Origin of the sequence: Hymenobacter sp. 5317J-9, assembly GCF_022921075.1 — a bacterium.
In the GTDB taxonomy this organism is placed as follows: domain Bacteria; phylum Bacteroidota; class Bacteroidia; order Cytophagales; family Hymenobacteraceae; genus Hymenobacter.
On sequence record NZ_CP095050.1, the window covers coordinates 1,202,865 to 1,217,542 of the forward strand.

Genomic DNA, 14,678 nt, shown 5'->3' on the forward strand with positions numbered 1-14,678 from the left:
AGTGAATCTTAATCGAAGGCCTTCTCATCATTCTGCCCTGCCGTCAGTTTTAATTTTTCGACCTTTTCAGAGTGCCTTTGCCCGACATACCTATCTGTTAAGCAAAGGCACTTTTTGAAGCGTCAAACTGTTTGAAATCCTTGCGCCCTTCTGGCGAACGGCGCAGACTCAAGCAGCTCAAAGCCAAACAGCTACTAGCTTAACCCCAATCAAATGGCTTTCGCAAAAAACAAGAAAGTAGTTCAGGACTTCTCCAAAGTCACTATCTCGCTGGCCTCGCCCGAAGCAATTCTGGAGCGCAGCACCGGCGAAGTAGTGAAGCCTGAAACCATCAACTACCGCACGTACAAGCCCGAAATGGGTGGCCTGTTCTGCGAGCGGATTTTCGGTCCGGTGAAGGACTGGGAATGCCACTGCGGTAAGTACAAGCGCATTCGCTACAAAGGCATTATCTGCGACCGTTGCGGCGTGGAGGTGACCGAGAAGAAGGTGCGTCGTGAGCGCATGGGCCACATCGAACTGGTGGTACCCGTTGCCCACATCTGGTACTTCAAATCGCTCCCCAACAAAATCGGCTACCTGCTGGGCCTGCCCACCAAGAAGCTCGACCAGATTATTTATTACGAGCGGTATGTCGTTGTTCAGCCCGGTTCGCTGGCTGAAGAAGGCGTGCAAGTACTCGACTTCCTCACCGAGGATGAATACCTGGACATCATCGACAAGCTCCCCCGGGAGAACCAGATGCTGCCCAACGAGGACCCCAACAAGTTCATCGCCCGCATGGGTGCCGATGCCCTGCACATGCTGCTGGAGCGCATCAACCTGGACGAGTTGAGCTACTCGCTGCGTGACTCGGCTGCCCACGAAACCTCGCAGCAGCGTAAGGCTGAGGCATTGAAGCGCCTGCGCGTGGTGGAAGCTTTCCGCGACGCTGCTACCCGCATCGAGAACAAGCCCGAGTGGATGGTTATCCGCATGGTGCCGGTGATTCCGCCGGAACTGCGCCCCCTCGTGCCGTTGGACGGTGGCCGTTTCGCCACTTCCGACTTGAACGACCTGTACCGTCGCGTTATCATCCGCAACAACCGCCTCAAGCGCCTAATTGAAATCAAAGCGCCCGAGGTGATTCTGCGGAACGAGAAGCGCATGCTGCAAGAGGCTGTTGACTCCTTGTTCGACAACTCGCGTAAGGTGAACGCCGTGCGCGCCGAGGGCAACCGCGCTCTGAAGTCGCTGTCCGATATGCTGAAAGGCAAGCAGGGCCGCTTCCGTCAGAACCTGCTCGGTAAGCGTGTCGATTACTCGGGTCGTTCGGTAATCGTGGTAGGTCCTGAACTGAAGCTCCACGAGTGCGGCCTGCCCAAGAACATGGCAGCCGAGCTGTTCAAGCCGTTCATCATCCGTAAGCTCATCGAGCGCGGCATTGTGAAGACGGTGAAGTCGGCCAAGAAAATTGTGGACCGCAAGGACGCCGTGGTGTGGGACATCCTGGAGAACGTGCTGAAAGGCCACCCGGTGCTCCTCAACCGTGCTCCTACGCTGCACCGTCTGGGTATCCAAGCGTTCCAACCGCGCCTCATCGAGGGCAAGGCTATCCAGCTGCACCCGCTCGTGTGTACGGCCTTCAACGCTGACTTTGACGGTGACCAGATGGCTGTGCACGTGCCCCTCGGCCCGGCCGCTATTCTGGAAGCCTCCATGCTCATGCTGGCCTCGCACAACATCCTGAACCCCGCCAACGGCGCGCCCATCGCAGTACCGTCGCAGGACATGGTTCTGGGCCTGTACTACGTAACCAAGGGTAAGCGCTCGACCGAGAACGAAATCATCAAAGGTGAAGACCGGATGTTCTACTCGGACGAAGAAGTTGTTATCGCCATCAACGAAGGCCAGCTCTCGAAGCACGCCTTCATTAAGGTGCGTACGAAAGTGCGCGACGAAAACGACGACCTCGTGACCAAGGTGGTTGACACCGTGGCTGGCCGCGTGCTGTTCAACCAGCTCGTGCCCGAGGAAGTAGGTTTCGTAGATGAGCTGCTGACCAAGAAGAAGCTCCAGCAAATCATTTCGCTGGTGTTCAAGCGCACGGGCATGGCCCGCACCGCGCAGTTCCTCGATGACATCAAGACCCTCGGTTTCCAGTCGGCCTACAAAGGCGGTCTGAGCATGGGGCTGGGCGACATCAACATCCCGAAAGAGAAAGATGAGCTGGTGAAGCAGGCGCAAGCCGACGTAGCGGCCGTAACCCAGAACTACCAGATGGGTCTGATTACGGACAACGAGCGTTACAACCAGGTTATCGACATCTGGACGCGCATCAACAACCAGATTACGGAAACATTGATGGGCCGTCTGGAGAAGGAAAACCAGGGCTTCAACTCCATCTACATGATGATGCACTCGGGGGCCCGCGGCTCGCGCGAGCAGATTCGTCAGCTGGGCGGGATGCGTGGTCTGATGGCCAAGCCCCAGAAGTCGCTGCAAGGCTCGATTGGCGAGATTATCGAAAACCCGATTCTGTCGAACTTCAAAGAAGGCCTCGACGTAATCGAGTACTTCATCTCGACGCACGGTGCCCGTAAAGGTCTGGCTGACACGGCTCTGAAGACGGCTGACGCCGGCTACCTGACCCGTCGTCTGGTAGACGTGTCGCAGGACGTGATTGTGAACGAGCAGGACTGCGGTACCCTCCGTGGCATCGAGACCTTCGCGTTGAAAGACAACGAAGACATCGTGGAGCCGCTGTCGGAGCGCATCCTCGGCCGTGTGACCGTTCACGACATCGTGGACCCGAACACCAACGAGGTTATCCTGGCTTCCGGCTCGGAAATCAAGGAAGACACGACGCGCCGTATCGACATCGCCGGTATTGAGTCGGTGGAAATCCGTTCGGTGCTGACCTGCGAAAGCAAGCGCGGCATCTGCGCCAAGTGCTACGGCCGCAACCTGGCCTCGGGTCGCATGGTGCAGCGTGGCGAGGCAGTAGGTGTTATCGCCGCCCAGTCGATTGGTGAGCCGGGCACGCAGCTGACCCTGCGTACTTTCCACGTAGGTGGTACGGCTTCCAACATCGCCGTTGAATCGAGCATCAAAGCCAAGTTCGCCGGTGTGGTAGAATTCGAGGACGTGCGCACCGTGACGACGACCGACGGCGAAGGCCGCAAGGCCGACGTGGTGATGGGTCGCTCGGGTGAAATCCGCATCGTGGAGAAAGGCACCGGCCGCGTCTTCACCACTAACCACGTGCCGTACGGCTCGTTCATGCTGGTGAAGGAAGGCCAGGAGGTGGAGAAAGGCGCCGAGCTGAACACCTGGGACCCCTACAACGCCGTTATTCTGGCCGAGTTCGATGGTACCGTGGTGTTCGACGCCATCACCGAAGGCATTACTTACCGCGAAGAATCGGACGAACAGACCGGCCACCGCGAGAAGGTAATCATCGAATCGAAGGCGAAGGACCAGAACCCGTCTATCATTGTGCGCCCCGGTAAAAAAGGCGATGTGGAAGGCCAGAAAGGCTACAGCATCCCCGTGGGCTCGCACTTGAACGTGGAAAACGGTGACAAAATCACCGCCGGCCACATTCTGGCTAAGATTCCGCGCTCGGTGGGCAAAACCCGCGACATCACCGGTGGTCTGCCGCGTGTGACCGAACTCTTCGAAGCCCGCAACCCGTCGAACCCGGCCGTGGTGTCGGAAATCGATGGTGTGGTAACCTATGGCTCGGTGAAGCGTGGCAACCGCGAAATCTTCGTGGAGTCGAAAGACGGCGTGAAGAAGAAGTACATGGTGCCGCTGTCGAAGCACATTCTGGTGCAGGACAACGACTTCGTACGCGCTGGTGCGCCGCTGTCGGATGGTGCCATCACGCCGACCGATATCCTGAACATTCAGGGCCCCGGCGCCGTGCAGGAATACCTCGTGAACGAGATTCAGGAAGTGTACCGCTTGCAGGGTGTGAAAATCAACGATAAGCACATCGAAGTGGTAGTCCGCCAGATGATGCAGAAAGTCGTGATTCTAGATGCCGGTGACACGTCGTTCCTCGAAAACCAAGTGATTGACAAAATCATCTTCATGGCCGAGAACGACATGATTATCGACATGAAAGTCGTGACCGAAGCCGGTGACTCGACCAACCTGAAGCCCGGTCAGATTGTGACGGCCCGTCGCCTCCGCGACGAGAATAGCAGCCTGAAGCGCCGCGACCTTGCCCTGGTGCAAGTGCGCGATGCCCAGCCCGCCGTGTCGCGCCCCACGCTGCAAGGCATCACGCAGGCGTCGTTGGGTACGGCCTCGTTCATCTCGGCCGCTTCCTTCCAGGAGACGACCAAGGTGTTGAGCGAAGCCGCCATCCGCGGCAAGGCCGACCAGCTGTTGGGCTTGAAAGAGAACGTAATCGTCGGTCACCTCATCCCGGCCGGTACTGGCTTGCGCGAGTACACGCGTCAGGTAGTAGGCTCGAAAGAGGAGATGGAAGCTGCCCAAGCCGCCCAGGCGGCCGAAGCGGCCGTTCCCGCCAAGCGCCCCAGCCGTGCTGGCAAGCGCGAAGTGTCGGCTGAGTAATCTGCCGTAGGTTTGTAATGGAAAAGCCGACTGGGGTGACCCGGTCGGCTTTTTCTGTTTACTTTTCGCTTATGGCAGCACTTTTTGAAATCATAGTAGACTTCTGGTTCATATCAACATGTATAGCAGTTGCTATGTGCGTTGGGCTATTATACTTAGTCTTAAACCGTGAATCATTATTAGTTCGCTCGGCGGGTACACTATTAAGCTTTGTCGTAGCTACGCTTATTAAATGCAAGTTTGGTAAAATATTAAGTGAACTAGGGATAAGCCCTATGGGCAGAATAGTCTTGTTCATCCCTTTCATGGTAGGACTATGCACTGTGTTGTTCTTTCCAAAAGAGCACAGAAGGACATCACAACTGTAATCAAACGTTTTAATCACACCTGCAAAACATGCAACCCACCGACCAAAACCCGGACCCTAACGCCATCAACATCGAGCTTTCCGAAGCCATGGCCGAGGGCGAATACGCCAACCTCGCCATGATTGCGCATAGCAACAGCGAGTTTGTGATTGACTTCATCCGCATGATGCCCGGCCTGCCCAAGGCCAAGGTGAAGGCGCGCATCGTCGTCACGCCCGAGCACGCCAAGCGCCTGCTGCAAGCCCTCACCGAGAATATCGAGCGGTTTGAAGCCGCATTCGGCACCATCAAGATGCAGAGCGAAGCCCCTAGCTATCCGATGAACTTCGGCGGCGCAGTAGGGGAGGCGTAAGCGGAACCAGATGCTTTGGCTGCGAAAGCGCCTCCATTTTCCAGTGGAGGCGCTTTACTTTTTGGGCCAAACCCGATACTCCTAAAATTAACATCCTCACTCTGTTTGCTATTGCGGCGGAATACTCTTACCTTTGCAAGCCAAATTTTAGGGGCAAACGGCTCCAAACCAACCATTCTCTAAATGCCAACCATTAACCAACTCGTACGGAAAGGCCGTGAGGCTTTGACTACCAAGTCGAAGTCGCCCGCCCTTGATTCGTGCCCGCAGCGTCGGGGCGTGTGCACCCGTGTGTACACCACCACGCCTAAGAAGCCGAACTCGGCTATGCGCAAAGTGGCCCGTGTGCGCCTTACCAACGGTAAGGAAGTAAACGCATACATTCCCGGTGAAGGCCACAACCTCCAGGAACACAGCATCGTGCTGATTCGTGGCGGCCGGGTTAAAGACTTGCCAGGCGTGCGTTACCACATCATCCGTGGCGCCCTGGACACCGCCGGTGTAAACGGCCGCACGCAGCGCCGCTCGAAGTACGGTGCCAAGCGTCCGAAGCCCGGTCAGCCCGCGGCAACTGGCAAAGGTGGCAAACCAGCACCCGGTAAAAAGAAATAAATAGAATTAGTAGCGAGTAATAAGTATTGAGTAGCAGGCTAGTCCTGCTGCTCGCTACTCAATACTTACTACTACATACTTACTACTATCATGAGAAAGTCAAAACCGAAGAAGCGCATCTTGCTGCCGGACCCTAAGTACAAGGAGACGCTGGTAACCCGTTTCGTGAACTACATGATGTACGACGGCAAGAAAAACCTGGCGTACACCATCTTCTATGACGCCTGCGACCTCGTGGAGCAGCGCACCAAGGAGAGCGGCCTCGAAATGTGGCGCAAAGCGTTGAACAACGTGATGCCCACTGTGGAAGTGAAAAGCCGCCGCGTAGGTGGTGCCACCTTCCAGGTTCCGATTGAAGTGCGCGCCGACCGCCGCATTTCGGTGGGTGCCAAGTGGATGATTCAGTACGCCCGTCGCCGTGGTGAGAAGACCATGAAGGACAAGCTAGCTGGCGAAATCATCGCCGCTGCCAAAGGCGAAGGTGCTGCCGTTAAGAAAAAAGACGACACCCACCGCATGGCCGAGGCCAACAAGGCCTTCTCGCACTTCCGTTTCTAATACAAGTGCGAATGACTGAATGGGTGAATGAGTGAATGATTCTAAGCGGAACCATTTACCTCATTCACCCATTCAGCCATTCACTCATTCACTTATTGTAACAATGGCCGTTAACAAAGACCTTTATTACCTCCGCAACATCGGGATTATGGCGCACATCGACGCCGGTAAGACCACGACGTCGGAGCGTATTCTGTACTACACGGGTAAAACCCACAAAATCGGGGAAGTGCACGATGGTGCCGCCACGATGGACTGGATGGAGCAGGAGCAGGAGCGCGGCATCACGATTACCTCGGCTGCCACCACTACCTTCTGGAACTACCCCACCGATATCAAGGGTGACCCGACTGCTGACACCAAGCAGTACAAAATCAACCTGATTGACACCCCCGGCCACGTTGACTTCACGGTAGAAGTAGAACGTTCGCTGCGCGTGCTCGACGGTGCCGTGGCCCTGTTCTGCGCCGTTTCGGGTGTGGAGCCGCAGTCGGAAACCGTATGGCGTCAGGCTGACAAATACAAAGTGCCCCGCATTTGCTTCGTCAACAAGATGGACCGTGCCGGCGCTGACTTCTTCAAAGCCGTGAACGAAATCAAGGAGAAACTGGGCGCAAACCCCATTCCCCTCCAGATTCCGATTGGTGCCGAAGAAACCTTCAAAGGAGTAGTTGACCTGCTGACTGGCAAAGCCATCGTGTGGGACGACAAAACCGAAGGCAAATCGTACGACGAAATCCCCGTTCCCGAGGACCTCGTTGACACGGTGCGCGAGTGGCGCGAGAAGCTCGTGGAAAGCGTTGCTGAATACGATGATACGTTGATGGAGAAATTCTTCGACGACCCGGACTCCATTACCCGCGAGGAAATGATGGTGGTAATCCGCAAAGCGGTTATCGACATGAAGTTCTCGCCCGTGCTTTGCGGTTCGGCCTTCAAAAACAAGGGTGTGCAGACCATGCTGGATGCCGTAATGGCGTACCTGCCGTCGCCCCTCGACATGCCCGCCATTATCGGTACCAACCCCGAGAGCGGCGAGGAAATGGAGCGTCACCCCGACAACTCGGAGCCCTTCACCGCCCTGGCGTTCAAAATTGCGACCGACCCGTTCGTAGGCCGTCTGTGCTTCTTCCGCTGCTACAGCGGCGTGCTGGACTCGGGCTCATACGTGCTCAACAACCGCACCGGCAAAAAGGAGCGTATCTCGCGTCTCATGCAGATGCACTCCAACAAGCAGAACCCCATCGACAAGATTCAGGCCGGTGACATTGCTGCAGGTGTTGGTTTCAAAGACATCAAAACCGGTGACACGCTGACCGACGAGAAGAACCCGATGGTTCTGGAGTCGATGAGCTTCCCCGAGCCGGTAATCGGTTACGCCATCGAGCCGAAAACGCAGGCTGACGTCGACAAAATGGGCATGGCCATTGCCAAGCTCATCGAGGAAGACCCCACGCTGCGCGTGAACACGGACGAGGAAACCGGCCAGACCATCCTCCGCGGCATGGGCGAATTGCACCTTGAAATCATTATCGACCGCATGCGTCGTGAATTCAAAGTGGAAATCAACCAGGGTGCCCCGCAGGTGGCCTACAAGGAGATTCTCACCAAGGTGGTTGACCACCGCGAAACCTACAAGAAGCAGACCGGTGGCCGCGGTAAATTCGGCGACATCGTGTTTGAGCTGGGCCCGAAAGAAACCGAGCCGGAGAAACCCGGTCTGGAGTTCGACAACGCCATCGTAGGCGGTGTTATTCCCCGCGAATTCATCCAGCCCATCCAGAAAGGTTTCGAAGAAGCCATGAAGCGTGGTCCGCTGGCCGGCTTCCCGCTCGAAGCCATGAAGGTGCGTCTGTACCACGGTTCGTTCCACGACGTTGACTCGGACGCCCTGTCGTTCGAACTCGCCGCCCGTGACGGTTTCCGTGAAGCCGCTCGCAAGGCTGGTCCGAAGCTGCTCGAGCCCATCATGGCCGTTGAAGTAGTATGCCCCGACGAGTACACGGGGCCCGTAACCGGTGACTTGAACCGTCGTCGTGGTCTGATGAAAGGCATGGACACCAAAGCTGGTGCTCAAGTTATCAAGGCTGACGTTCCGCTGTCGGAACTGTTCGGTTACGTAACTGCCCTGCGTACGATTTCGTCGGGTCGTGCTTCGGCATCGCTCACGTTCTCGCACTACGAGCAAGTGCCCACCAACCTGGCCGAAGGCATCATCGCCAAAACTAAAGGAGGTAAATAAGCTTTTCTAACTGGGGCAATCGGCCCCTATCCAACACAATGAACCAGAAAATTCGCATCAAGCTGAAAAGCTACGACCACAACTTGGTCGACAAATCCTCCGAGAAAATCGTGAAGGCCGTGAAGGCCACCGGTGCCATCGTGAGCGGCCCCATTCCGTTGCCCACGCAAAAGGAGAAGTTCACCGTGCTGCGCTCGCCCCACGTGAACAAGAAGAGCCGGGAGCAATTCCAGCTCTGCACCTACAAGCGCCTCGTGGACATCTTCTCGACTTCGTCGAAAACTGTTGACGCACTGATGAAGCTGGAGTTGCCCAGCGGCGTTGACGTGGAAATCAAAGTCTGAGGATTCGATTTCAGCGTGAATTGAAAGAAAGCCCCACCGTACTTTGTTGCGGTGGGGCTTTTTCTTTGGAACTTGCGGCGTACACTCTTGCCTACATGCAATCTGTTTTCACACTTGCTCGCTTGCATCTGGCCGCATTGTTCTTTTGTGGCTGTGTCATTGTCGGCATTTTCGTTGCCGACTGGTTTCGGGTGTTGCCAAGCATTGGGATAGCAGGGGTGGCGGCCACAGGCTTGATGTATGCGGTTTCCCACCGTCGAATAGCTCACAAACAGCTTTGGCCGGTGTTTGGCAGCTTGTTCCTGCTTTTTCTGGTACACGCATCTGCGGGCTTCCATACCACTGCAACAAACATCACGGCCTACTGCCAAGACTTGGTGCTGCAATTGCCTATTCTGGGGTTGGGATTGGGGTTCTGGTTGTTGCCGGCGCTCCCAAGCCGCTATTTGCGCTGGCTCTGGTTGCTCTTGATAGGTGTGACTGCACTTGCAGCCATGGGGGCTACTGTCAACTACCTGCTCCACGCCACCGAAATCAACGAAAGTTATTACCACTCCAAGGTGATGCCCACCGAGCCTGACCACATCCGGTTCAGCCTCATCATCACCTTGGCCATTGCCGCCGGCGTGCTACTACTGGAGCACCGGGCAGTGAAACATTCCTGGCGCATCTGGCTAGGCAGCGCCGTAGTTGCGCTTGCGCTCTTCCTCCACATGTTGGCGGTGCGCAGTGGAGAAATGACGTTTTATGCGTTGGGGGGGCTAGCCATTCTGTGGCTGGTGCTGTGCAGGCAGCAATGGAAACGGGCAGCTGCACTTGCAGGGTGTTTACTGCTGTTGCCGGTGATAAGCTATATTGCTTTCCCCACGTTTCGAAATAAGATTACCAATACGAAGGAAGACGTTAGCAAAGCCAAGCAGAAGAGCAGCTCTGAAGGCAAGAAGTTTTCGATTTCCGGGCGCCTGTATTCATACAAAGCGGCGTTGGAGGTATGGCGTGATAACCCTCTGTTAGGCGTGGGCAAGCCCGACCTGGAAGATGAGATGGCTATTCGGTATGCGGAGGAATACCCAGAGATGACCAGTGAGTATTACATTTTGCCACACAACCAGTTTCTGTACAATCTGGCTGCTTTCGGCGCTTTAGGTTTGGTTGTAGGCATAGTCGGCCTATTCTACCCCGCGTGGTGGGCCCGTCGGAAGAAGGCCCCACTGCTTGTTGCCCAGTATGTGAGCATTGCCCTTTCATTTTTGGTAGAGTACACGCTGGAAACGCAGATAGGGCTGGCGTTTGTGGTGTTTTTTCTGTTGCTGGCCCTGCAGGGTCTATTGCCCTGCGACGACCAGGACCCCAACTGGCGTCCGGCCTAAAAAAAACTCCTTCCGGAAGCTAACAGCCTCACCTAGAAAATATTTCTAGGTGTCATTGTGATACCCGGGCCTTTTTTCCTATCTTTGCACTCCCTTAGCGAAAACGGCACTCGGTCGTTTTCTTTTTGTGTCATTTAATCATTAACAGAATGCCTGGCATCATCGGTAAAAAAATCGGTATGACAAGCCTCTTCACTCCGGATGGGAAAAACATTCCCTGCACGCTCATTGAAGCGGGTCCGTGCGTAGTGACGCAGGTTAAGACTATCGCGAATGACGGTTACACCGCCATTCAAATTGGGTACGGCGAGAAAAAAGAGAAGAACACCACCAAAGCCTTGGTTGGTCACTTCAAAAAAGCCGGTACGACCCCCAAGAAAAAATTGGTTGAATTCCGCCTCGACGCCGAATCGACCTACGCCGCTGGCGCCACCATCGACGCTACTCTTTTCGAAGAGGGCGAGTTCGTGGACGTAGTAGGCACTTCTAAAGGCAAGGGTTTCCAGGGTGTTGTAAAGCGTTACAACTTCCAGGGTGTTGGTGGCCAGACCCACGGTCAGCATAACCGCCTGCGTCACCCCGGTTCTATCGGTGCTTGCTCCTGGCCTTCGCGCGTATTCAAAGGAATGCGCATGGGTGGCCGCATGGGCAACGACCGCGTGAAAGTACAGAACCTGAAGGTGATGCGCGTAGTAGGCGACAAGAACCTGATTCTGGTGAGCGGCTCGATTCCCGGCGCGAAGAATTCTTACGTGGTAATCGAGAAATAGACTAGTACGATGGAACTCGCAGTATATAACCTCAAAGGCGAAGACACCGGCCGCAAAGTGACCCTGTCTGACGCCATCTTCGGTCTCGAAGTAAACGAGCACGTGATGTACCTGGACGTGAAGCAGTACTTGGCCAACCAGCGCCAGGGCACGCACAAGTCCAAGCAGCGGAACGAGGTGCACGGCACCACGAAGAAGCTGAAGAAACAAAAAGGTACGGGCGGTGCCCGCGCCGGCAGCATGAAGTCGGGTGTGTTCGTAGGTGGTGGCCGGATGTTCGGTCCGCAGCCCCGCGACTACAGCTTCAAGCTGAACAAGAAGACCAAGCGCGTAGCTCGTTTGTCGGCTCTGTCGAGCCTAGCGAAGGATGGCAAAATCTCCGTTGTGGAGAACATTGCCATGTCGGCTCCCCGCACCAAGGACTTCGTTGCCATCCTGGACGGCCTCAAGCTGACCAACGGCAAAAAGACCATGCTTGTAACCGGCGAGGTGAACAAGAACGTCATCCTCAGCGCCCGCAACCTGCAGAAAGTGAAAGTGTCAACGCCCATCGGCCTCAACACCCACGACCTGCTGAACACGGACACGCTCCTGATTTCGGAAGACGGCATGGCTTCATTGGTTGAACTCTATAGCACCGCCGAATAATGAGCACGCTGAAACGCCCCATCGTTACCGAAAAGGCCACCGGCCTCAACGAGAAAGGTCGCTACACTTTCGAAGTGGAGCGCACCGCCAACAAAGTGCAAATCAAGAAGGACATCGAAACGCTGTACGGCGTGACGATTACCGACATCAACACGATGCGCACCATTGGCAAAATGAAGTCGAAAGGCACCAAAGGCGGCCAGGTTTCCGGTCGTCGCGCCCACGGCAAGAAAGCCATTGTGACCGTGAAAGAAGGCGATGTAATCGACTTCTACGGCAACCTCTAGGCCGCAAGCTTCGCCTCAAATTTTTCGCCGCAAAAGCACAACTAGCTAGTAATGGCACTTAAAAAACTCAGACCAACAACCCCAGGGCAGCGCTTCCGCGTTGCGCCGGCGTTCGACGAGATTACGACGTCGACCCCGGAGAAGTCGCTGATGACTTCCCTCTCCAAATCGGGTGGCCGGAACTCTTCCGGTAAAATGTCCAACCGCTACATCGGCGGTGGTCATAAAACCCAGTACCGCATCGTGGACTTCAAGCGCGACAAAGCCGGTGTTCCGGCCGTCGTGAAGTCCATCGAGTACGACCCCAACCGCACTGCGCGTATCGCCTTGGTAAACTATGCCGATGGTGAGAAGCGTTACATCATCGCTCCCGCCGGCATGACGGTAGGCGCGAAGATTGTGTCGGGCCCCGGCGTCGCTCCCGAAGTAGGCAATACCTTGCCGCTGCGCGAGATTCCCCTCGGTACCATCCTCCACAACATCGAATTGCAGCCCGGCCAGGGCGCGGCCATGGCCCGCTCGGCCGGTACCTACGCCCAAATCGTAGCCCGCGAAGAGAAGTACGCCACGCTGAAATTGCCTTCGGGCGAGATGCGCATGGTGCTCGTTACCTGCATGGCCACCGTTGGTACCGTATCGAACGGTGACCACATGAACACCGTGATGGGCAAAGCTGGCCGGAACCGGTGGGCTGGTCGTCGTCCCCGCGTTCGTGGTGTGGTAATGAACCCTGTCGACCACCCCATGGGTGGTGGCGAAGGCAAATCGTCGGGTGGTCACCCGCGGAGCCGCAACGGCATTTTGGCTAAGGGCCAGAAGACCCGTAACAAGAACAAGTATTCGGAGAACCTGATTGTGAGCCGCAAAGGCAAGAAGTAATATATGGCACGTTCACTCAAAAAAGGGCCGTACATTGACTTCCGGCTGGAAAAGAAAGTCACGGCACTCGAAACGGCTGGTAAGAAATCGGTGGTGAAGACTTGGTCGCGCCGCTCGATGATTTCCCCGGATTTCGTTGGCCACACGTTCGCTGTTCACAACGGCAATAAGTTCATCCCGGTGTATGTGACCGAGAACATGGTAGGACACAAGTTGGGCGAATTTGCCCCGACGCGTAACTTCCGTGGTCACGTCGCCAAAAAAGATAAAGGCAAGCGCTAAGATGGAAGCAGTAGCAAAACTCCGCAATGTGCCGACCTCGCCTCGTAAGATGCGACTGGTGGCCGACCTCGTGCGCGGCAAGAAAGTAACGCAGGCCCTCGGCCTGTTGCGCTTCGAAGCCAACATCGGCGCCGAGAAGATTGAGAAACTGCTCCTTTCGGCCTTGGCCAACTGGCAGCAGCACAACGAAGAAGAGCGGATTGAGGACGCAAACCTCTACATCAGCGAAATCTTCGTGGACGAAGGACGCCAGCTGAAGCGCCTGCGCCCCGCCCCTCAGGGTCGTGGTCACCGCATCCGCAAGCGCAGCAACCACGTGACGCTGAAAATCGACACGAAGGTTGAAAAGCTTGGTTCCAAGCACGCCAAGCAAGTTGGCACTACCGAAAACCCTAAGGCCGACGCCAAATCCTAATTTAGTATGGGACAGAAAGTAAATCCGGTTGGCTTCCGCTTGGGAGTTATCAAAGGCTGGGACTCCAACTGGTACGGCGGCAAGGACTTCGCCGAGAAACTGGTGGAGGACGAGAAAATCCGCAAGTACATCAACGCGCGCATTCAGAAAGGTGGCATCAGCCGCATTGTGATTGAGCGCACCCTGAAGCGCATCACCATCACCATCAACACGGCTCGTCCGGGTGTGGTAATCGGTAAGGGCGGCCAGGAAGTTGACAAGATTAAGGACGAGCTGAAGCAAATCACCAGCAAAGACGTTCAAATCAACATCTTCGAAATTAAGCGTCCGGAGTTGGATGCCAAGCTGGTTGGCGAGAGCATCGCCCAGCAGCTGGCCGCTCGTATCTCCTTCCGTCGCGCCATGAAGATGTCGATTCAGGCTGCGATGCGTGTTGGTGCTGAAGGCATCAAGATTCAGTGCGGTGGCCGTCTCGGCGGTGCAGAAATTGCCCGTTCGGAGCAGTACAAAGAAGGTCGTACGCCGCTGCACACGCTGCGCGCCGACATCGATTACGCTCTGTCGGAAGCTCAGACCGTGTATGGCAAAATCGGCATCAAGGTGTGGGTAATGCGTGGTGAGGTGTTCGGCAAGCCCGACCTCTCGCCGAACCAGCAGCTCACCAACCCCGGTGGCGGCGAAGGTGGCGGTGGTCGTCGTGACGACCGTGGCCCCCGCGGCGAGCGTCGCGAAGGCGACCGTGGCCCGCGTCGTGACGGTGGTGCCGGTCGTGGCAACGCTGGCGGTGGCGACCGCGCCCCCCGTGGCGCCGGCGACAACGCTGGTCCCCGTCGCAATGGCCCCGCCCAAGGCGGTGGTGCTGCTGGCGGTGCCGCTCGCGGCCCGCGTCGCTAGAACAAAGTCAAGTCATTTCGCTTCGTTTGCCGCTTTCAGGTGAACGAAGCGAAATGTTCGGCTGTTCGCCCCTCTCTCTTACAGAACACTC

The 14,678-nt window shown here is 56.2% G+C and carries 14 protein-coding genes; all 14 read left to right on the plus strand.

Going from position 1 to position 14,678, the window contains the following annotated elements; all coding sequences use genetic code 11:
* Window positions 1–213 precede the first annotated feature (213 nt).
* The 14 genes from rpoC (at window position 214) to rpsC (ending at window position 14,587) form a co-directional block, all read left to right on the plus strand.
* The gene (gene rpoC / locus MUN81_RS04825; protein ID WP_245115523.1) at window positions 214–4,566 is read left to right on the plus strand and encodes a DNA-directed RNA polymerase subunit beta'; all 4,353 of its coding nucleotides are present in this window, start codon (window positions 214–216) and stop codon (window positions 4,564–4,566) included.
* Window positions 4,567–4,962: 396 nt separating this feature from the next.
* Window positions 4,963–5,286: a DUF3467 domain-containing protein gene (locus MUN81_RS04830; RefSeq protein WP_046245258.1), complete on the plus strand. Its 324-nt coding sequence runs from the start codon at window positions 4,963–4,965 to the stop codon at window positions 5,284–5,286.
* 183 nt (window positions 5,287–5,469) lie between these two features.
* On the plus strand, window positions 5,470–5,898 hold the full coding sequence (gene rpsL / locus MUN81_RS04835; protein ID WP_190925666.1) for a 30S ribosomal protein S12: 429 nt from the start codon (window positions 5,470–5,472) through the stop codon (window positions 5,896–5,898).
* 90 nt (window positions 5,899–5,988) lie between these two features.
* Window positions 5,989–6,456, plus strand: a complete 468-nt coding sequence (rpsG, locus tag MUN81_RS04840; RefSeq protein ID WP_035567919.1) for a 30S ribosomal protein S7 — start codon at window positions 5,989–5,991, stop codon at window positions 6,454–6,456.
* A 103-nt stretch (window positions 6,457–6,559) separates the two neighbouring features.
* Window positions 6,560–8,698 carry an elongation factor G gene (fusA, locus tag MUN81_RS04845; RefSeq protein ID WP_245115525.1) on the plus strand — a complete coding sequence of 713 codons (2,139 nt, stop codon included), beginning with the start codon at window positions 6,560–6,562 and terminating at the stop codon, window positions 8,696–8,698.
* A 38-nt stretch (window positions 8,699–8,736) separates the two neighbouring features.
* Window positions 8,737–9,042, plus strand: coding sequence for a 30S ribosomal protein S10 (gene rpsJ, locus MUN81_RS04850; protein ID WP_190925673.1), 306 nt, complete (start codon window positions 8,737–8,739; stop codon window positions 9,040–9,042).
* A 95-nt stretch (window positions 9,043–9,137) separates the two neighbouring features.
* On the plus strand, window positions 9,138–10,412 hold the full coding sequence (locus tag MUN81_RS04855; RefSeq protein WP_245115526.1) for an O-antigen ligase family protein: 1,275 nt from the start codon (window positions 9,138–9,140) through the stop codon (window positions 10,410–10,412).
* 149 nt (window positions 10,413–10,561) lie between these two features.
* Complete coding sequence (gene rplC, locus MUN81_RS04860; RefSeq protein WP_196291005.1) at window positions 10,562–11,182, plus strand: 50S ribosomal protein L3; 621 nt, start codon at window positions 10,562–10,564, stop codon at window positions 11,180–11,182.
* A 9-nt stretch (window positions 11,183–11,191) separates the two neighbouring features.
* Window positions 11,192–11,830 carry a 50S ribosomal protein L4 gene (rplD, locus tag MUN81_RS04865; protein ID WP_245115527.1) on the plus strand — a complete coding sequence of 213 codons (639 nt, stop codon included), beginning with the start codon at window positions 11,192–11,194 and terminating at the stop codon, window positions 11,828–11,830.
* Entirely contained in the window at window positions 11,830–12,117 is a 288-nt protein-coding gene (gene rplW / locus MUN81_RS04870) for a 50S ribosomal protein L23 (RefSeq protein ID WP_035567908.1), read from the plus strand. Before rplD ends, rplW begins: the two co-directional genes overlap by 1 nt.
* A gap of 51 nt (window positions 12,118–12,168) precedes the next feature.
* Window positions 12,169–12,996, plus strand: coding sequence for a 50S ribosomal protein L2 (gene rplB, locus MUN81_RS04875; RefSeq protein ID WP_196291007.1), 828 nt, complete (start codon window positions 12,169–12,171; stop codon window positions 12,994–12,996).
* Between the two features lie 3 nt (window positions 12,997–12,999).
* The gene (gene rpsS / locus MUN81_RS04880) at window positions 13,000–13,278 is read left to right on the plus strand and encodes a 30S ribosomal protein S19 (RefSeq protein ID WP_068191730.1); all 279 of its coding nucleotides are present in this window, start codon (window positions 13,000–13,002) and stop codon (window positions 13,276–13,278) included.
* Between the two features lies 1 nt (window position 13,279).
* Window positions 13,280–13,693 carry a 50S ribosomal protein L22 gene (rplV, locus tag MUN81_RS04885; protein ID WP_241937056.1) on the plus strand — a complete coding sequence of 138 codons (414 nt, stop codon included), beginning with the start codon at window positions 13,280–13,282 and terminating at the stop codon, window positions 13,691–13,693.
* Between the two features lie 6 nt (window positions 13,694–13,699).
* The gene (rpsC, locus tag MUN81_RS04890) at window positions 13,700–14,587 is read left to right on the plus strand and encodes a 30S ribosomal protein S3 (protein WP_196291009.1); all 888 of its coding nucleotides are present in this window, start codon (window positions 13,700–13,702) and stop codon (window positions 14,585–14,587) included.
* Window positions 14,588–14,678: the final 91 nt, after the last annotated feature.